This window comes from Marinobacter sp. S0848L, assembly GCF_023016065.1.
In the GTDB taxonomy this organism is placed as follows: Bacteria; Pseudomonadota; Gammaproteobacteria; order Pseudomonadales; family Oleiphilaceae; genus Marinobacter.
The window spans coordinates 107,341-126,223 of record NZ_JALKAQ010000005.1 but is presented as its reverse complement, the minus strand read 5'-3'; the positions used below and the strand labels follow the sequence as shown (position 1 = coordinate 126,223).

General features: G+C 52.8%; 17 protein-coding genes. 8 read left to right on the top strand and 9 right to left on the bottom strand.

Going from position 1 to position 18,883, the window contains the following annotated elements; all coding sequences use genetic code 11:
- Positions 1-61: 61 nt before the first annotated feature.
- The 3 genes from MWU64_RS08450 to MWU64_RS08440 all read right to left on the bottom strand — a co-directional run bounded on the left by MWU64_RS08450 (position 62) and on the right by MWU64_RS08440 (position 3,489).
- Positions 62-514: a hypothetical protein gene (locus tag MWU64_RS08450; RefSeq protein ID WP_247063456.1), complete on the bottom strand. Its 453-nt coding sequence runs from the start codon at positions 512-514 to the stop codon at positions 62-64.
- A gap of 107 nt (positions 515-621) precedes the next feature.
- The gene (locus tag MWU64_RS08445) at positions 622-1,320 is read right to left on the bottom strand and encodes an NrdJb (RefSeq protein WP_247063455.1); all 699 of its coding nucleotides are present in this window, start codon (positions 1,318-1,320) and stop codon (positions 622-624) included.
- Between the two features lie 30 nt (positions 1,321-1,350).
- Positions 1,351-3,489 (bottom strand): adenosylcobalamin-dependent ribonucleoside-diphosphate reductase, encoded by a 2,139-nt coding sequence (locus MWU64_RS08440; RefSeq protein ID WP_247063454.1) that lies wholly within the window; start codon positions 3,487-3,489, stop codon positions 1,351-1,353.
- Between the two features lie 372 nt (positions 3,490-3,861).
- On the opposite strand from MWU64_RS08440, the gene MWU64_RS08435 reads away from it, so the two are divergent.
- Positions 3,862-4,686: a DUF6160 family protein gene (locus MWU64_RS08435; protein WP_247063451.1), complete on the top strand. Its 825-nt coding sequence runs from the start codon at positions 3,862-3,864 to the stop codon at positions 4,684-4,686.
- Positions 4,687-4,736: 50 nt separating this feature from the next.
- Here MWU64_RS08435 and MWU64_RS08430 read toward each other — a convergent pair whose 3' ends face one another.
- The 3 genes from MWU64_RS08430 to MWU64_RS08420 all read right to left on the bottom strand — a co-directional run bounded on the left by MWU64_RS08430 (position 4,737) and on the right by MWU64_RS08420 (position 7,487).
- On the bottom strand, positions 4,737-5,531 hold the full coding sequence (locus tag MWU64_RS08430) for an ABC transporter ATP-binding protein (RefSeq protein WP_247063448.1): 795 nt from the start codon (positions 5,529-5,531) through the stop codon (positions 4,737-4,739).
- 9 nt (positions 5,532-5,540) lie between these two features.
- Complete coding sequence (locus MWU64_RS08425; RefSeq protein WP_247063446.1) at positions 5,541-6,446, bottom strand: ABC transporter permease; 906 nt, start codon at positions 6,444-6,446, stop codon at positions 5,541-5,543.
- 66 nt (positions 6,447-6,512) lie between these two features.
- Positions 6,513-7,487 carry an ABC transporter substrate-binding protein gene (locus MWU64_RS08420; protein ID WP_247063445.1) on the bottom strand — a complete coding sequence of 325 codons (975 nt, stop codon included), beginning with the start codon at positions 7,485-7,487 and terminating at the stop codon, positions 6,513-6,515.
- A 256-nt stretch (positions 7,488-7,743) separates the two neighbouring features.
- On the opposite strand from MWU64_RS08420, the gene MWU64_RS08415 reads away from it, so the two are divergent.
- On the top strand, positions 7,744-9,411 hold the full coding sequence (locus MWU64_RS08415; protein WP_247063444.1) for an AMP-binding protein: 1,668 nt from the start codon (positions 7,744-7,746) through the stop codon (positions 9,409-9,411).
- A gap of 84 nt (positions 9,412-9,495) precedes the next feature.
- On the opposite strand, the gene MWU64_RS08410 is transcribed toward MWU64_RS08415, so the two are convergent.
- Positions 9,496-11,184, bottom strand: coding sequence for an iron ABC transporter permease (locus MWU64_RS08410; RefSeq protein ID WP_247063443.1), 1,689 nt, complete (start codon positions 11,182-11,184; stop codon positions 9,496-9,498).
- Positions 11,185-11,343: 159 nt separating this feature from the next.
- Positions 11,344-12,357, bottom strand: a complete 1,014-nt coding sequence (locus tag MWU64_RS08405; RefSeq protein ID WP_247063442.1) for a Fe(3+) ABC transporter substrate-binding protein — start codon at positions 12,355-12,357, stop codon at positions 11,344-11,346.
- A gap of 187 nt (positions 12,358-12,544) precedes the next feature.
- On the opposite strand from MWU64_RS08405, the gene MWU64_RS08400 reads away from it, so the two are divergent.
- From MWU64_RS08400 to MWU64_RS08390, 3 genes are all read left to right on the top strand, one after another.
- A complete protein-coding gene (locus MWU64_RS08400) occupies positions 12,545-12,823 on the top strand; it encodes a PilZ domain-containing protein (protein WP_247063441.1) in 279 nt (92 codons plus the stop codon).
- A gap of 60 nt (positions 12,824-12,883) precedes the next feature.
- A complete protein-coding gene (locus MWU64_RS08395) occupies positions 12,884-13,477 on the top strand; it encodes a hypothetical protein (protein WP_247063440.1) in 594 nt (197 codons plus the stop codon).
- A 174-nt stretch (positions 13,478-13,651) separates the two neighbouring features.
- A complete protein-coding gene (locus MWU64_RS08390) occupies positions 13,652-14,956 on the top strand; it encodes an HD domain-containing phosphohydrolase (RefSeq protein ID WP_348645552.1) in 1,305 nt (434 codons plus the stop codon).
- On the opposite strand, the gene MWU64_RS08385 is transcribed toward MWU64_RS08390, so the two are convergent.
- Positions 14,946-16,070 carry an organic solvent ABC transporter permease gene (locus MWU64_RS08385; protein WP_247063437.1) on the bottom strand — a complete coding sequence of 375 codons (1,125 nt, stop codon included), beginning with the start codon at positions 16,068-16,070 and terminating at the stop codon, positions 14,946-14,948. The two genes, MWU64_RS08390 and MWU64_RS08385, sit on opposite strands and share 11 nt — an antisense overlap.
- A 247-nt stretch (positions 16,071-16,317) precedes the next feature.
- Here MWU64_RS08385 and MWU64_RS08380 point away from each other — a divergent pair, with 247 nt between their 5' ends.
- From MWU64_RS08380 to queF, 3 genes are read left to right on the top strand one after another with little or no spacing between them, the layout of a single operon-like run.
- Entirely contained in the window at positions 16,318-17,268 is a 951-nt protein-coding gene (locus MWU64_RS08380; RefSeq protein WP_247063435.1) for an ABC transporter ATP-binding protein, read from the top strand.
- Positions 17,265-18,038 carry an ABC transporter permease gene (locus MWU64_RS08375; RefSeq protein ID WP_247063433.1) on the top strand — a complete coding sequence of 258 codons (774 nt, stop codon included), beginning with the start codon at positions 17,265-17,267 and terminating at the stop codon, positions 18,036-18,038. Before MWU64_RS08380 ends, MWU64_RS08375 begins: the two co-directional genes overlap by 4 nt.
- A gap of 19 nt (positions 18,039-18,057) precedes the next feature.
- Positions 18,058-18,876 (top strand): NADPH-dependent 7-cyano-7-deazaguanine reductase QueF, encoded by an 819-nt coding sequence (gene queF, locus MWU64_RS08370; protein WP_247063431.1) that lies wholly within the window; start codon positions 18,058-18,060, stop codon positions 18,874-18,876.
- Positions 18,877-18,883: the final 7 nt, after the last annotated feature.

Genomic DNA, 18,883 nt, shown 5'->3' with positions numbered 1-18,883 from the left:
GACGTTGACCGCTCTTTGAAGCATACCGACAACTACAGGAAAATCCAGCCTTGGCCCGGCATCAGTTTCTGTTCTTTAATAGCGAGTAAATCCGATACGCTGCCGCATCTGCATTCGGATAATCATTCTCATGAACAGTCCCGGTAAAACGGTCCTCTAGGGTTGTCGGGTTGTTGAGGTTTTCTGCCCATTGGCTGAGTACCTTTATCACTCGTTTTTCATCATTGCTGCGTAATCCCGGCCAGTACACATAGGGGACAATGTCGGGATGGCTGATAAAGAACAGTGCGGCTTCTTCCGGTTTTTCGACGATATCGCCGCGAAGGCCGATAGTGAAAGACTGGCCGTCGCTTCCAACCATTGAGACGAGCAACGAGTTGTCGTTATCGACATAGCGGGCATTTTCGGCCTTTATGGGTTGTTCGAGGCTGGGAACGGACGTGATGTAATACTGAAAAGCAATCAGCACGGCCAGAATGGCAAGAAGACTTGAAAGAGCAAGGGATTTTACCATGACTGTGTACCGTCAAGAATGAACAGGCGAGCATGCATGCCGAGCGGGAAAATAAAAAGCCCGGCAACTCGCGCCGCCGGGCTTTCGTTTACTGCTGTTGAGCTATATCAACCGCATTTGCTGTCACCGCAGGACAAGCAAGTGGCGCAACCGTCCATCACAATCACCGCTTTAGTGCTGCACTTGCCACACATGGTGGCGTTGGCCGGGTAGTCGCTGCTGGTGTCATCGTTAGTGGCTGTGCTGTGCGACGCTTCGAATTCAGCGCGCTTTTCCGCCAGGATGCGCTTGGTGGTTTCGCTCATCTCGTCGCTTTCCAGCAGGCCGATGGCCTTCAGGTGCTTCTCGATGACGGCGCCAATTTCGGCCACCAGAGACGGCATGAATACGCCGCCTTTTTTGAAGTAGCCACCGTTGGGGTCGTATACGCTGCGCAGTTCTTCAACGAGGAAGGTAAGATCCCCGCCTTTGCGGAAGACGGCAGAAATAACCCGTGTCAGCGCAATAACCCATTGAAAGTGTTCCATCGACTTGGAGTTGATGAATACTTCGTACGGCTGGCGGCTTTCATGATCGGTGTCTTCGTTGAGCAGGATGTCATTGATGGTAATGTACATCGCGTGCTCTGCTACCGGCGGCTTAATCTTGTAGGTGGTACCCAGCAAGAAGTCAGGCCGCTCGATGTATTCATTCATCTGAACGGGCTTGGTGTCCGGCTGCGCGGCCGCCGGACTTTCGTTGCTGGTTTCTGTATCGGCTTTTTTTACACGGTAGCCGACAATCTGATTGCTGATTTTAACTGTCATGTTCTTTGTCCTATCTGTCGGGTTCCGGGATCAATACTTGCCGTAAGTGCCTTCTTTAAGCGCATCAAACAAGTTGGCGGCCGTATGAACTTCACCGTCGTATTCTACCTGTTCGTTGCCCTTCAAGGTGACCTTGCTGCCATCATCCAGGGTGAACTCGTACAGAGTGTTCTCGAGATCTTTCTCTTTAACCAATACGCCCTGGAAGGCTTCCGGGTTAAAGCGGAAGGTGGTGCAACCTTTCAAGCCTTGATCGTAGGCGTACAAATAGATGCCCTTGAAGTCCTGATATGCGAAATCCTGAGGCACGTTCGCGGTTTTGGAAATGGAGGAATCTACCCATTTCTGTGCGGCGGCCTGAATGTCTACGTGCTGCTTCGGCGTAACATCGTCGGATGTGGTGAAGTAGCTCGGTAGCTTTTTATCTTCGTCCGCGGAGAACGGCATGGCTCCAGGGTTAACCAGGTGGCGATATGCCAGCAGCTCGAACGAGAACACATCCACTTTCTCTTTGGTCTTACGGCCTTCACGGATGATATTGCGAGCGTAGTGATGCGAGAAGCTCGGCTCGATACCGTTACTGGCGTTGTTCGCTAACGACAAGCTGATGGTCCCGGTTGGGGCAATTGAGGTGTGGTGAGTGAATCGCCCACCGTTCTCCGCCAGCTGTTCGACCAGTTGCGGATCAACTTCGCCAATCTTCTGCATGTAGCGGCTGTATTTGGCGTGGAGCACTTTACCTTTCAGCTTGTCGCCAACTTTGTGGCCGTCTTTGGCCAGTTCAGGGCACTTGGCCAGCATCTTGGGCGTCACTTCAAACTCGTCGTCCATGATGGGGGCAGGGCCTTTTTCTTCTGCAAGCGCCAACGACTGGCGCCAGCCTTCAACGGCCATCTCGCGAACCACTTCTTCGGTGAAGGCTACGGATTCGTCGGAGCCGTAGGGCATGCGAAGCATGGCAAGTGTGGAGCCTAGCCCCAAAATACCCATGCCGTGGCGGCGCTTGTAAGTGATTTCATGGCGCTGCTCTTCCAAAGGCAGGCCATTAATCTCAACCACGTTGTCCAGCATGCGGGTAAAGGTGCCTACAACCTTGCGGTACTTTTCGTAGTTGAAACTGGCTTTTTCGGTGAACGGGTAGTCAACGAATTTAGTCAGGTTTACAGAGCCAAGCAGGCAGCTGCCGTAGGGAGGCAAAGGCTGTTCGCCACAAGGGTTGGTGGCACGAATGTCTTCGCAGAACCAGTTGTTGTTCATCTGGTTGACTTTGTCGATCAAGATGAAGCCTGGCTCGGCGTAGTCGTAGGTGCTGGTCATGATGGTGTCCCAGATGAACTGGGCTTTGACCGTCTTGTAGATGCGGCAGGCTACTTTGCCTTCATCGTTCACTACATAGCTATCCTGAACCGGGAAATCGCGGTATAGGAATTTGCTGGTGTCGGTCAAATCGAGCTCTTCTTGCTCGACTTCTTTCTGGCTGACCGGGAACGACAGGTGCCAGTCATCGCCATTGCGCACGGCTTCGATGAAATCTTCGGTAATCAGCAGAGACAAGTTGAACTGGCGCAAGCGACCGTCTTCGCGCTTGGCTTGAATAAACTCTATGACATCCGGGTGGTGAACGTCAAAGGTTGCCATTTGCGCACCGCGACGACCGCCGGCAGAGGAGACGGTGAAGCACATGCGGTCAAAGATATCCATGAACGACAATGGGCCGGAAGTGGTTGCACCAGCGCCTGCCACGTAGGCACCACGGGGACGCAGAGTGGAAAATTCGTAACCGATACCACAGCCAGCCTTGAGGGTGAGGCCTGCTTCGTGGTTTTTCTCCAGAATGTCATTCATGGAGTCATGGATGTTGCCAGACACGGTGCAGTTGATCGTGGAAGTTGCCGGCTTGTGGGCTTCAGCTCCCGCATTGGAAGTGATTCGGCCAGCGGGAATTGCGCCATTCTGCAAAGCCCACAGAAATTCCTTCATGTACTTGTCTCGTACATTCTTTTTTTCAACTTCAGCAAGGGCTTTGGCGACCCGTTCGTAGGTTGCATTAATGTCTTTGTCTACAGACTCGCCGGTTTTGGTTTTCAGCTGATATTTGCTGGCCCAGATGTCGAGCGAAGCTTCCTGCATGGGAATCGTTGTGATCACTGCCTGTGCCTTAGCGTTCATTGCCACCCTCTGCTTTTTTAAAAACTGTGTTCACGTCTATAACCCTACATATGGGTTAATTTTCGAGGAGTATAACAGGATATAGTGTTTTGTGAATAAGGGATAACCTATGAATCGCGAAGCGCGAGCAAAGAAATTCAATGAAAAAAGACTTGAAAGTTCGTAACCCCGTGTGGGGCTTGAGCTTCTGGCCGGCTCAGGAAAATCGGCCCAAAACGGACGTTTCCTGGGGCTGATTTATAAGTGAACAAGCTGAGGGATTTGTGATCACTGCACGTCTTGTATGGCGACGTATCGGTAAACTAGGCTGGTGGCGTCGTACATCCGCAGTGGCCCATAGGAATTGGCTAATACTATACAAGGAAAAAAATAATGAAAGGCCTGAAACCAACATTATTAGCGCTGTTCGTTAGTGGAGTGCCTGCGTTGGCTCTGGCTGGTGCCGGTTTTCAGCCCTTGGATGAAGCGTCCATGGGTAATGTTACCGGCCAGGCTGGTGTCAGCATCGAACTCGAAACCAAAATTAGTATCGATCGGTTTTTGTATCAGGACGAAGGCGCGTTCGTTGTTGATTACATCAGTATCGGGGGCGCGGAACGCACGGACTTCTTTGGCTTCAACGGCATTGGAGGCCCGTCTGCGACCGATACGCTAGATAATATTCGAATTGATATTGATCTTCTGAGCGATGGTGATGCAGCCATCAATATCGTGCCCACGAACTTTGCCGCCGTTGATTTTCGGATTACGACGGGTGCTTGGTCTTTGCTGGCGACAGATGGCAGCAACAACCATACGAATCTGATGAGTTACTTTTATGCCGAAGGCTTGATGGGGCGTGGTTCGATCCATATCGATACCGCCTCGGATGTTATGCGGCTTAGAACCGGCTTTGCCATTGAAACGATGGAGTTTGATGTGCCGTTTCTGGCTCTCGGCGTTCGCGGTATGCAAATTACCGGTGCGGATTACGATTTGACCTTCCCGAGCCCGCTGGACTTGTTTGCCGAGGTGGACTTGTACATTTATGAAGGCGCACGGCTATCGAGCAATGTGTCCTCCCTGGCCATCGATATGCCATCGTTCCGTGCAGACATTGGCATTGATGAGTTGCTAGTAGGTCAGCAATCGGTGGGCAGTGTTTTCGTGGATGATCTCGCGATCATGAATACGAGGATGCGTGTATACGGACATTGAGTTTATAACTATCCGAAAAAACGGGAGCCAGTTCGGCTCCCGTTTTTTCGTCAGCCTAGTAACAGGCTGTCGTCATCCACTGTGATTCCCCGCTGTTTTTCAAACAACTCGAGGAGGTCTTTCACTTCCAGGCCTTCACGTTCTTTACCTTTAATGTCGAACACCACCTGGCCTTGGTGCAGCATCACCGTACGGGTGCCAACTTCGAGCGCCTGCTTCATGCTGTGAGTTACCATCAAGGCCGTCAGCTTCTGCTCGTCAATGATCTTGGTGGTTAGCTCAAGTACGAACGCCGCCGTTTTGGGGTCCAGCGCTGCGGTGTGTTCATCCAATAAAAGGATGGAAGATGGGGTTAGGCTTGCCATCAGCAGGCTAACCGCCTGACGCTGGCCACCGGAAAGAAGTCCCATCTTGTCGCCAAGACGATTTTCCAAGCCCAGCTTAAGCGTAGACAAGCTTTCCCGGAACTGTGCGAGGTATTGCCGTTTGACTGCGCTGGTAAGCCCGCGGCGTTGTCCCCGTTTGATGGCCAGAGCCAGATTTTCTTCAATGCTCAAACCTTCGCAGGTGCCGGCCAGTGGATCCTGAAACACTCGTGCCACGCGGCCGGCCCGTTTGTGGGTTGGTAGTTTGGTGACATCAAGGTTATCGACAACGATTTTGCCACTATCGACCATGACCTCGCCGGACAGGGCGTTAAGAAACGTCGATTTACCGGCACCGTTGCTGCCGATCACGGTCACAAATTCGCCCTGATTGACGGTCAGGCTCATGCCTCGCAAGGCGGGATTCTCCAGAGGCGTTCCCTTGCCAAAGGTGAGCTTAAGATCGGTTGCGCTGATCATAGGGCCTCCTCAGGCTTTCTTGCGGCTAAAGCGGTTTGTAAGATTGGTGCGTACGCCCGGCAAAACAATCGCCAGCGTAACCAGAACCGCGGTAATCAGGTTGAGGTCTTGTGCCTGAAGCCCGAGAACGTCCGCGTTCAGTGCGAAAGCAATCGCCAGGCGGTAAATGATGGCGCCAATAACGCAAGCAATCAGTGCGCGCATAACCGATGACGGCGTAATGACTGCTTCGCCACCAATCAAAGATGCAAGGCCGATCACGATCACACCTACGCCCATGGTGACATCCGCGGCGCCCTGGCTTTGCGCAAAGAGTGCGCCAGCTAGACCAACCAGTCCGTTCGAAAGCGCAACACCGAAAATGATCATGCCACCGGTGGCGATACCTTGAGCACGCGCCATTCGTGCATTGGCGCCGGTCGCGCGCATCGCGAGGCCGGTTTCAGACTTCATGAATCGCCATAGCAGGATCAGAGAGATAACGGCAACAATGGCAAACAACACAACCGATACCTGGTGAAATTCGAGAAACTCGATGTCGTACCAAGGTGTCAGCACGGTTTCTTCGGTTAATAGTGCCAGGTTTGGACGGCCCATGATGCGCAGATTAACGGAGTAAAGCGCGATCATGGTCAAAATGGATGCCAGCAGATTCAGAATGTTGAGTTTTACGTTCAAGATGGCGGTCACTGCACCCGCTGCCATGCCCGCAAGGACCGCCATGCCGGTAGCAAGCCAGGGGTTCCAGCCTGAAATAATGAGAACAGCCGCCACGGCAGCACCTAAAGGAAAGCTGCCGTCGACGGTTAGATCTGGAAAATCCAGAACACGGAAAGAAAGATAGATACCAAAAGCAACTAGGCCGTAAATGAGGCCGGTTTCAAGAGCACCGTAAAATGCGATTTCGCTAAGCATGGGTAATGGGTCACCGTGAAAGAAAACGGGCGGGCCTTTGTGAGGCTCGCCCGTGTTGGTCAGGCATTATTTGTCGCTGTTGACGACTTCTTTGGCGTCCTTGATAAGGTCATCAGACAGTGTGAGACCCATGCGCTCGCCAGCGGTAGGGTTCACAAACAAGTCTAGTTCTTCCATGGTTTCTACCGGCATGGTGGCCGTTTCGGCACCTTCCAGAATACGAACGACCATCGCGCCGGTTTGACGGCCGTGCTTGTAGTAATCGAAGCCCAGAGCCGCCACTGCGCCCCGGGCTACGGTTGCTGTATCGGCAGCAAATACCGGGATGTTGGAGCGCTCACCCACGGAAACAACGGCTTCTGCGGCGCTAATGACCGTGTTGTCAGTGGTCAGATAAATCGCGTCTGCTTTTCCGACTAGCGAGCGGGCCGCACCCAGAACTTCAGACGTTTTCGTTGCAGCGCCTTTGACCAGCTCCAGACCGCGAGCGGCGAGACGTTCTTCGAGCAGCTCAATCAAAGCAACAGCGTTGGCTTCGCCCGGATTGTAAACGGTGCCGATTTTCTTGGCATCCGGCATGACGCGCTGAAGGAGATCGAGATGTTTTTCGATCGGAAGCATGTCGCTGACGCCAGTGATGTTGGCGCCCGGCGCTTCCCAGCTTTTAACCAGCTTGGCGGCAACGGGGTCTGTGACCGCAGAGAAAACCACAGGGATCTTGCGCGCAGCCGCAGCGACGGTCTGGGCCGAAGGGGTTGCAATAGCCACAATGACATCGGGGCTCTCGCCCACAAATTTACGGGCGATCTGTGTCGCAATGGCGGAATTGCCCTGAGCACTCTCATGCATGAGGCGTAAGTTTTCGCCATCAATATATCCGTGCTCTGCCAGTTCGTCTTTCACGCCTTGGTGAGCCGCGTCTAGAGCGGGGTGTTCAACAATTTGCGTGATGGCTACAACGCGCGCGTCATCAGCCTGTACCAGGCTTGCAGCCGCCAGCAAGGACGCGCCGAGCAGGGTGCGCAGGGTCTTTTTGGCCATATGCCCATCTCCGGTTTTTGGGGTTGTTTTCCCTTGTGTGCAGGGTCGAAAACTTAAAGTTGGCCAGTTTAACACAGGCTTACGGCATTGAGGGTAGTGACTATCGACAGTTTTCAGGTTTAAAGTGGCGAAGCGCTGATGAATCGAAAACGTTTCGTATTGACAACATTTGGATATACACTCATGTGTTGCATTGCGCGACTAAAGTCTAATAATACGCAAGTCATCCAACTATAAAGAAAAGACAGGAAGATCCATGGACTCCACCCAAAAACTCCCGCTCGATATGGTCTACCACTGGGAGGCCACGAACGCCGACTCACTCTACATGACCCAGCCTATTGGCAATGGCCAGGTTGTTGAATATACGTGGGGGCGCGCAATCGACGAAGCACGCCGAATGGCGGCCTACCTTAAATCGCTGAACCTGCCGGAGAAGAGCCGCATTGGGCTTATTTCCAAAAACTGCGCGCATTGGGTCATGACAGATTGGGCAATCTGGCTGGCCGGTCACATTTCCGTGCCTTTGTATCCAACACTGAATGCAGACACCGTTAATTACATTCTGGGGCACGCAGAGTGTGATGTTCTGTTCGTAGGTAAGCTGGACGATTGGGAAATGATGAAGCCTGGCGTGCCAGACTCTGTTCGTTGCATTTCCTACCCGCTCAGCCCGTCGAACGACTTTGAAACCTGGGACGATATTGTCGCCAAGTATCCTCCGCTGGAAGGTAAGCCACAGCGCGAAGCGAGCGAACTGGCAACCATCGTTTATACCTCAGGCAGTACCGGGCGCCCGAAAGGGGTAATGCTGAGTTTCGAAAATATGGCATTTGCCGCGGTGGGTGGTACTAAGACCTTGGGTGTTGGGCCTAACGAGCGGATGTTGTCTTACTTGCCACTTGCGCACGTATTTGAACGCACGTTCGTTGAGCTTGGTTCGCTGTACGCTGGTTTTGAGCTCTATTTTGCGGAATCCCTTGATACCTTTGTTGCCGATCTGCAGCGCGCAGAGCCAACGTTGTTCTTGTCAGTGCCGCGTCTGTGGGTGAAATTCCAGCACGGCGTGCTTCAGAAGCTGCCAAAGCAAAAGCTGGAGCGTCTGCTTAAGGTGCCCCTGTTGAACAAGGTCATCAAAAAGAAAGTTCTCAAAGGACTTGGCTTGAGTAAGGTAAAGCTGGCCGGTTCCGGTTCTGCACCTTTGTCTCATGACGTTCTCGATTGGTATCGCAACCTCGGGCTCGAGCTGCTAGAGGGGTACGGTATGTCTGAAAACTTTGCCTACTCACACATGAATAAGCCGGGTCGTACGCGCACCGGGTACGTGGGTGAGGCGTTGCCAGGTGTTGAAACCAAGATCAGCGAGATCGGTGAAGTTCTGGTAAAAAGCCCTGCCACGATGATGGGCTATTACAAGGATGAAGAGAAAACCGCCGAAGCCTTTACGGAAGATGGATTCCTCAGGACGGGTGATAAAGGCGAAATTGATGAGATGGGTCGTTTGAAACTGACCGGTCGAATCAAGGAAATCTTTAAAACCAGTAAAGGCAAATACATCGCTCCGGCTCCGATCGAAAACAGCTTGATGTCGCATGATGCCATCGAGATGGTGTGTGTGTCGGGCGCGAACCAGACTCAGCCACACGCGCTGGTGGTGTTATCTGAAGAGATCCGCCCGCAGTCGGCCGACGCGGATTTCCGGGCTAAGATCGAAGAAAGCTTCAAGAACCTGATCGATGAAGTTAACAAGACGGTTGATCCCCACGAGCAGTTGGCCTTCATTACTGTGGTTAGCGATGAATGGTCGATTGAGAACAGCTTCCTGACCCCAACGCTGAAGCTCAAGCGCAATGTGGTTGAAGATGCATACCAGGCAAAGGTTGATGGCTGGTACGCTCAGAAGCAAAAGGTGATTTGGCAATAATAAGTTCCAAGCTGAACAACCGATAGTAAAAAGGCCCGACATTTTGATGTCGGGCCTTTTTTGTTTCTGCAGGGTAGGGCGTAATCAACTCATGGAACGAGAGTTGGAAATAGACCGGCTCATGAGGATGATCGGAACAATGCCCGCCAGCACAATGATCAAAGCAGGCAGCGCGCTGTGGTAAAGCTGCTCATCAGAGGCAAACTGGTATACGTAGGTTGCCAGAGTTTCGTAATTGAAGGGCCGTAGAATCAATGTTGCCGGCAGCTCCTTCATACAGTCTACAAACACAACCAACGCGGCTGTTAGCAGCGTTCCCCGCAACATCGGCAGATGCACGTTGAGCAGCGTTTTGCCGGGGCTGTGCCCCAAAGAGCGAGACGCCATGTCCATGCTGGGTGTTATTTTTTGCAGTGCGCTTTCTACGCTGCCAGCTGAAACGGCGAGGAAGCGAACGGTATATGCGAACACCAGGGCAAAGGCTGAGCCGCTGAGTAGCAGGCCTGTGCTGATGCCGAGGTAATCTCGAGTCAGTGAATCAAGCCAGTTATCGAAACCAGCGAGCGGAACGATCACGCCAACGGCAAGCACAGCTCCGGGCATGGCGTATCCCAGACTAGACAGACGCATAAGCACTTTCATGCCCTTGGTGTTGTGTAAACGCCGGCTGTACGCGAGCGTGACGCCGATGATCAGAGTTGTTAATGCTGCGGTGCCTGAGAGGAACAGGCTGTTCATGGTATTGCGCACGAAATCCGGGTTCCAACTGACATCGAAGTATTCCCATGCGTAGTAGCCAAGGGTTGCTCCGGGAATCACAAAGCCCAGAATCAGCGGGATGGCACAAACCACTACACAGATCATCTGGCGAGGAAAAGACATGCTGAAACGGCGGATTGGGTCGCGGTTGTCTCGAGCTGCGAACTGCTGTTGCCGGCGACGTGAGTAGCGTTCCAAGGTCACCAGGATTACCACGAAAATAAGCATCGTGGTGGCAATTTGCGCCGCTCCGCCAAGGTTGCCGAGGTTCATCCAGGTGTCAAACAGGCCGCGGGTGAGGGTTTGCACGGCAAAGAAGTCGACAGTGCCGAAATCGTTCAGCGTTTCCATCAGCACCAACGACAGGCCCACGGCAATTGCCGGCCTTGCGATGGGTAACACCACTTTGAAAAACGTGCTTAAGGCCGAGTGGCCAAGGCTTCTGCTGACCGCAAAGAGAGACGGGGACTGCTCAAGGAACGCGGCGCGGCCCAACAGATACACGTAGGGGTAGAGCACCAGGCCAATCATAAGCGTGGCACCCTCCAGACTACGGATCTCGGGGAACCAATACTCGCTGGCGTTTTGCCAGCCGAACCACTCTCGTAGCGCTCGCTGAACCGGACCTGCATAATCTAGCAGGCTGGTGTAAACGTAAGCGATGACATAGGCAGGTACAGCAAAGGGTAGCAGCAACGCCCATTCAAAAAATTTCCGGCCGGGGAAGTCGCACATGGTAACGGCCCATGCCGTAGATAGCCCGATAATCAACGTGAGGGCGCCCACGCCAACCATCAGTTGAATCGTTGTTATGAGGTAGCGAGGCAAAGTGGTGCTGATTAAGTGCGGCCAGATATTCTCTTCAGGGAATAACGCAAGAAAAATGACCGCAAGAACAGGTAGCGCAACAATTGCGGTGGTGACGACGGCGCTTATCAGCCAGCGTTTCGAGGTGCGTTTTGCCAGTAGGGGTTGTGAAAGCCCTGGGTCGGCACTGCTAACAACCTCGGTCATGGCGTTCCTGTATATGAAGATGGTGATGAGAAGTGTTGCGATTTTAGTTACTGAGCCTGCTTCCTGCAATGACGCGAGTCATCTTGTTGCCGGTCAGTAACGCAAAAAAGGGTGCACTGGACGTGCACCCTTTTACATCATCTGAATGGACGACAATGTTTAGCTGTCGTAATCCACTCGATCGACCAGTTTTACCGCGGCGTTGCGGTGATCTGCAATTTCCTGCAGTGAAAGGTCGTCCGGGTTAATGTCGCCCCATTCTGCAACTATGCCTGTTGGCTTAACCTCCGGGTTGGCCGGGTATTCGGTGTTGGCTTCCGCGTAAATGCGCTGTGCTTCCGGTGATGACAAGAACTCCATCAGTTTGATGGCGTTTTCCTTGTTCGGCGCGCTCTTGGTCAGCGAGATGCCACTGATGTTCACGTGGGTGCCTCGGTCTTCTGCGTTCGGGAAGATCAGGTTGACTTGTTGGGCGATCGGGCGCTGGTTCTCATCTTTCAGCATGTTGCCGTAGTAGTAGCTGTTGCCGATGGACAGGTCACACTCGCCCTCTGCAATAGCTTTGATCTGATCGCGGTCGCCGCCCTGCGGTTTGCGAGCCAGATTGTTCTTAACGCCTTTCAGCCACTCTTCGGTTTCAGCTTCGCCGTGATGGGCGATCATGGAGGAAATCAAGGCGATGTTGTACGGGTGCTTGCCGCTGCGGGTACAGATGCGATCTTCCCACTTCGGATCAGCCAGCTCTTCGTAAGTCGTGATCTCACCGTCTTCTACGCGCTCTTTAGAGGCAAAGATCAGGCGGCCACGAGTGGTAAGCGCGTACCATTTGCCTTCGGGGTGACGCAGGTTCTCTGGGATGTTGTGAGACAGAGTGTCGGTTTCAACGCCGGCGACCAGATCACGCTCGACCAGCTCGTTAATACGGGAAATATCAACGGTCATGACCACGTCAGCCGGGCTGTTGCGTCCCTCACGTTCAAGGCGCTCTGCTAAGCCTTGCTTGGCAAATACAACGTTGGCTTCGATGCCGGTTTCGTCTGTAAACGCATTCAATAAAGGTTCTAACAGGTATGCTTGGCGATAGGAGTAGATGTTAACTTCGCCATCGGCTGAGGCGCTGAGAGGCATGGCTGCGAGTGCCATAGCGGCGGTTGCGGCTAATTTCATACGCATAGGTGCTTTCCTTTGATTTCGATGCTAGTGAATGCGTTCCGTGATTGGGTATCAACGGCATTTCAAAACGACAACCATTCTCATTCATGGGTGAGCCTGAGTCAATAACTCTCTTGGCATATTCATATAAAAATGATGGTATGCTTCTTAACACTATAAAAAGATGTAACTTCTTAGGAATCCCCGAATGTCCACAAGTGATCGCAGGGAACACAGTCGCACGGCCATGAATGCCCGAGTCAAGGTTATTCATGAGAAGCTGGGCGAGTATGTTTTTCCGACCCGTGATATTTCCGATGGCGGAATTTTCATTGCGCTGGAAGGGGTCTCGTTTGAGCCAACGTTAGGCGATCGGGTCGTCGTGCAAGTTCAGGGTTTGCCGGTACCCGCGCCGGTATTGAACATGGTTGTCGTGCGCAAAACCGATGAAGGGTATGGGCTTCAATTCGCGCTGGATGCTGACTAGCGCGTCAGCCCTTTGAAAGGTTGGTTATGGATTCATATATGCTTGGGAAGGCCCGCTTTTATGTTGTTGATTAACACCTGTCGCACAAAACTGGTCGGCCTCACTCTGCTTGTACTCGCTCTACCGGGGTGTGCCAGCTATTACACGCACTATGCGATGTTTCCCGGGGAAAATTCATCGGGTGACCCCCGCCAAATACGCGTTTCGTGGCAATCAGCTGACTATCCGGGCTGGTCTTTTATTCGCGATAAATCGACTACGATGAAAGTAGAAACCCAATGCAGTGACAGGGTTTGGCGGCTTTCAGACGACAGCCACAATCAAGCCGGTGATTGCGGGGCAGGGGTAAGAGCCTGTGGCCAGAAAAAACTGGACGAGAGTGTTTATAAAAGTGGTCCGGTCAATGAGGTTGCATGCTTGCAAGTGGTTGGCCCTGAATCCGTGGAGCGTATCGCTGACATCGGAGCAAAATTCCAGCTGTCGGTCGCTTGTCGGCCCTTGGCTCCGGAGGTTTCAAAAGGGGACGAGGTGGTGAGCATGGATTACCTTCGGGCATCAGCCGTTGCTTATACGGTCTATGCACGCAGAGTGCCACGAGGCTCGCTTGGCGCGCGCTTACCCGCGTTTGATGAATCGGTGTGCAAGGCAGATTGATCGGGGGGCTTCGAGGTGTGAACGGGTTTGCATCCGTACATTTGGTATCGAATTGATAAGGAGCGTTACTTTAGAGCCTGTTTTAGTGACGCTTCTCTACAAAACGGTAATGGCAGCTAGGCGCGGGCATGTCACACTTAGTACCCTGAGACTTTTATATCTGAGGGGAATGCGGTGGGGGTTCAGCAACGAAAGCTAGCGGTACATGATCTGGAGATCGGCATGTTTGTGTCGGATCTGGATCGACCGTGGCACCAGACCCCGTTCCCCATTCAAGGGTTCTACATTCGCTCGCAGAACGACGTTCGTGCGCTGGTATCTCACTGTAAATGGGTCATGGTTGATGAGCCGGAAACACGTGAGTCGGCCAGCGTTGAGTCCAATAGTGTGGTGGGCTTTCGCGCGCGTTCCAAGCAAAGAGCGAATGGTCGTGCAGAGGTGGCGCTTCCGCCTCTGAGCATTCGTGAGCCGGTTCATCACAAAGTTACCACCACCCTAAAGAAAGAAGTCAAAACCTCAAAGCGGTTGTTGGGCGATGCCGAGGTTGCGCTTGAGCGAATATTCGACTCAGTGCATTCGGAAGCAGGCCTGGATACCCGGTTGGTGGCGGGCGTCACGAAAAAGATGGTGAAAAGCGTCTGCCGGCAACCCAGCGCACTTTTGTGGTTGAGCAGAACCCGCCAATATGACGATTTCGTGTATCGCCATGCGTTGAATACGTCTGTCTGGGCACTGGTGGTTGGCCGCCAACTCGGCTTGAACGAAGGGCTTTTGAATCATCTTGGCGCTGGCTGCCTGTTGTCTCAAGTGGGGAAAACCACTCTGCCGGCGGAAATCGTTCAGCACGAACAGCAGTTGTCCGTCGAAGAGTTCGACATTTTCAGAACTTATGTTCAGCGTGGCGTTGAAATTCTTCAGCCATCTGGTATTTCCAAAGCGGTCCTGAGTGTTGTGCAGGGACATAGAGAGCGTCACAACGGGTCTGGCTTTCCGTCTGGCGTTGGTGGCGAGAGGATTCCCTTGTTGGCGAAAGTGGCGGGCATTGCGGAGTTTTTCGAATCTCTGATTGCGCCGCGTGAGGGGCACGAGCCGATGACACCGGCCAAAGCGGTGGGCTTGCTCTATGAAATGAGAAATATCGAGTTTCAAAAGGATTTGGTAGAGGCATTCATTCAGGCGGTTGGTGTTTATCCTGCGGGAACCTTGGTTGAGTTGTCCGACGGTTGTCGCGGTGTGGTGGTTTCGCACAGCCCGGAACGCCGGCTGTTCCCAAGCGTTATGATCATGCAGACGAGTGAGCGCAGCTCGCTAAAGAGCGGTAAAGTGGTTGATTTGGCTCGCTACAATGAGGGCAAAGCGCAGGGGGCAGTCCTTGCGGTTCGGGAGTGCTTGCCGCACGGTACCGATGGCCTCGATTTAAAGTCACTGGATGCAACCAACGAGCCGCGTTGGTCGCTCGGTAAGATTTTTACTCGGTAATCACTACTCGAAGTGATTTTCGAATCCAGCGGTAGTCATTTTCAGGTTTTAAATTGATCAGAATCTCAGCCTCTCCGCCGGCTTCCCCGCCCACGAAATAGTCAACATCGGCTTCTTGCCAGCTCCAGCTATGAACCGTAATGTCTTGGGGGCGAGTGCTGACGGCCTCAATGCCGTTCTTGGTTAAGGCTATATCTCCACCCACCTTTCTAATCGCGATGGTTTTTAAAGCGGTATCGCTTGCCGGATGTGAGGCGACATGGTCAGAAAGATAATATTGCCTACCGATGGCATTGGTGATGCCGGCCAGTTCTTTTATCAGGTATTCTTTGGCGCCTTGGGCATCGATGTCCTCCAGGCTTCGAACGGCCTGCAGGATGCGTTCTCTTAACGATTTAAGGTCTTGCTTGTAAGTTTCGTCCGGGTCGATGTCATCGTCGTTTTCGGGGCGCTCCGGTGCATTCTCGATTTCCTCCGGCGTTGGGGGCTCCCCGCACAGCTGGTCCCCTTTTTCATGGAAACAAATACTGGCCAGTAACTGGTTGGCGGCCGAGTCTTCGGCTTCGAACTCGGCGGAGGGTATTGAGAAATCGACGCTTACGGGAAGGGCAGGATCGTCGAGCGCGGCATTGAGTTGTTCAATCACTCGGGGGCGAATATCAATGCCCTCATCGTCTTGGATAACTTCGGTCCAATTAAGGGCCATGATGAATCGGGTGCGATTGAGCAGTTCTTGGTTATTCAACAGTGTGGATTCGGTCAACGCGTGGTCTTTGAGATTTTGGCTATCGACTTTTGAGGTTTCCAGAGCTTCGCGCAGTTCCGGTTGGAAGTCGAGAAAACTCACAAACTCTTTAGCCGGGACGCCGTCGGCTATCGGCAGGGTGCCGACTTTAAACGTTAACGTTTCACCGGGGTAATATCGGAACTTGCCCTGTGCATCCGTTGTGCTTTCGCGGGAATTGGTTCTGTAGGTTAGCCCACTTACGCCTTGGCTTTGGATTTGCCCGGTCAGAGTGTCGTCGGAGCTTGATCCCCCGCCGTCAAAGCATGCGGACAGCACAAGGGCGGTCGAAAGTGGCAGTAATAAACGGCGCAGATGAACGAGTTCCATAGTGTGTCGTACAATCCCTTCGCGATCACCTGATTTGCCAAAGGCAGTTACAGGCTTTGTAAGTTGTTGTAACGGCATTATAGGGAGGGTGGTTTGTCTATATCGGGAAACCTGTCGCAGTTTGGGTGTTTCGGGTGCAGCGGATGAATATCTGGCGCCGCCTTGAATTTTGACGAATTGCCTCAATCACATAGCGCACTACCTATTTGCCGTGAGTGCGGTGTATTCAATAACAGCGGTTCTACTTATGACCTATGCATTGGAAATTGAAGAACTTGAGAAACGCTATGGCGATGGTTTTTTCGCCCTGAAAGGAATTGATCTTCAGGTCGCTGAGGGTGATTTCTTTGCTTTGCTGGGCCCCAATGGTGCCGGTAAATCGACCACGCTGGGAATAGTGTCCTCGCTGGTGAATAAATCCGGCGGCAAGGTCCGGGTTTTTGGTAAGGACATCGATACCGAGCTTTCGGATGCCAAACTGAATCTTGGGGTGGTGCCTCAGGAGTTCAATTTCAATCAGTTTGAAAAAGTGTTCGACATCGTTACTACCCAAGCGGGTTACTACGGTATTCCTTTAAAAAAAGCCCGCCTGTCGGCTGAAAAGTATCTGAAAAAACTGGGTTTGTGGGATAAGCGCAACACCCCGGCCCGTATGCTGTCCGGGGGCATGAAGCGGCGACTTATGATTGCGCGGGCGTTGGTGCACGAGCCCCGGTTGCTGATTCTCGACGAGCCCACAGCCGGTGTGGATATAGAGTTGCGACGCTCGATGTGGCAGTTCCTGGAAGAGATTAACCGCCAGGGCACCACCATTATTCTTACGACTCATTATCTGGAAGAGGCGGAAGCCCTGTGCCGGAATATCGCCATCATTGATCATGGCGAGATCATCCGGCACACCAGTAAGCGGGAATTGCTCCAGCAACTAAGTGTCGAGGCGTTTATTCTTGATACCGAAAAATCGCTGAGCGCGGCACCCGAGCTGGAAGGCTTCAAGTGCCTGATCAACGGCGACGGTGCTTTGGAAGTTGAGGTGGCGAAAGGGCAGGGGTTGAACGCGCTGTTCAAAGAGCTGGAACGACAAAACATCAAGGTGAGTAGCATGCGCACCAAGGCAAATCGCCTTGAAGAGCTGTTTGTTCGGATGGTGGAAGAAAATGCCGCGGAAGCCGAAAGCGCGAAGGAGGGCACAGCATGACACCTCTGGCTCTTTGGACGGCGTTTCAAACCATTGTTCTGCGTGAGATTCGCCGGTTTACGCGGATTTGGCCGCAAACCTTGTTGCCACCTGCGGTCACTATGACCCTGTACTTCATTATTTTCGGTAACCTGATCGGCTCCCGCATTGGGGATATGGGCGGTTTCGACTACATGCAGTTCATTGTTCCCGGGTTGATCATGATGTCGGTCATTACGAGCTCCTACGCGAACGTGGTGTCGTCGTTCTTTTCGATGAAGTTTCAGCGCAGTATTGAAGAGTTGTTGGTGTCGCCGGTACCGAACTGGACCATTCTCGCTGGCTACGTGGTGGGCGGTATGTCCCGAGGCCTGATTATCGGGCTGATCGTTACCCTGTTATCGCTGGCCTTTACGCAACTGGCCATCCATAACTTGCCGATGGTGATCATTACGGTGTTTCTGACCTCCGCATTGTTTTCGTTGGGGGGATTTATCAATGCCATGCTGGCGACCAAGTTTGATGATATCTCCATCGTGCCAACGTTTGTGCTCACACCGTTGACCTATCTGGGTGGCGTGTTTTACAGCATCGATTTGTTGCCAGAGTTTTGGCAGAACGTGTCCTTAGCCAATCCCATTCTGTATATGGTGAACGGTTTCCGGTACGGCATACTGGGTGTTTCGGATGTTAATCCGTTCGTTTCGCTTGGTATGATTCTGGTCTTTATTGTTTTGCTTTCGGCCATTGCACTGCGCATGTTGGCGCGTGGCAAAGGCATTCGACACTAAAAGGGTTCCGGTAACTGATATGGCACTTGATAACGCACCGCTGGGCAAATCCAGCGATTACCCGGATCAGTACGATCCTTCGCTGTTGTTTCCGGTGGCCCGGGAAGAAAACCGACGTCGTATCGGACTTGAGGATGGGCGCTGGCCCTGGTTTGGGGAAGACATGTGGCAGGCGTGGGAGCTGTCTTGGTTACGTCCGGGCGGTGTCCCGGTGGTGGCTTGGGCGGAGATTCGCTTTCCTGCTGCATCTCCTTCAATTGTTGAAAGTAAATCGTTAAAACTGTACGTCAACTCGCTGAATCAACATGTTTTTTCGTCGGAAAAGCAAGTCGCCGAGACAATTACTCGAGACTTGTCTAAGGTATGTGGTGGTGCGGTTCACGTGCAGATGCGCAGTGTTGACGAAACCGCCGAAGCAGTGGGGCGGCCTGAAGGCTGCGAGCTGGTTGATAACGAAGCGGTGGACGAGGTTGTCTACGAGTACGCGCCGGATTCGTTGTCAGCCAATGGCCCTGAAGTGACGGAGGGGCTGTGCTCTCATTTGTTGAAGAGTAATTGCCCGGTAACGGGGCAACCGGATTGGGCAACAATCTTTATACGCTACACGGGCGCCGCGATTGATCGAGCCGGACTGCTTCGCTACATCATCAGTTTTAGGCAGAAGCAGGACTTCCATGAACACTGCGTAGAAACCGTTTTCACCGATTTGATGCAGCGGTGTAAACCTTCGGAGTTGATGGTGTGCGCGCGCTACACTCGCCGGGGCGGGTTGGATATCAACCCTTGGAGAAGTACCAGTCCACAAGATGGATTAGGGCCCAGATTGGTTCGGCAGTAAAGCGAGA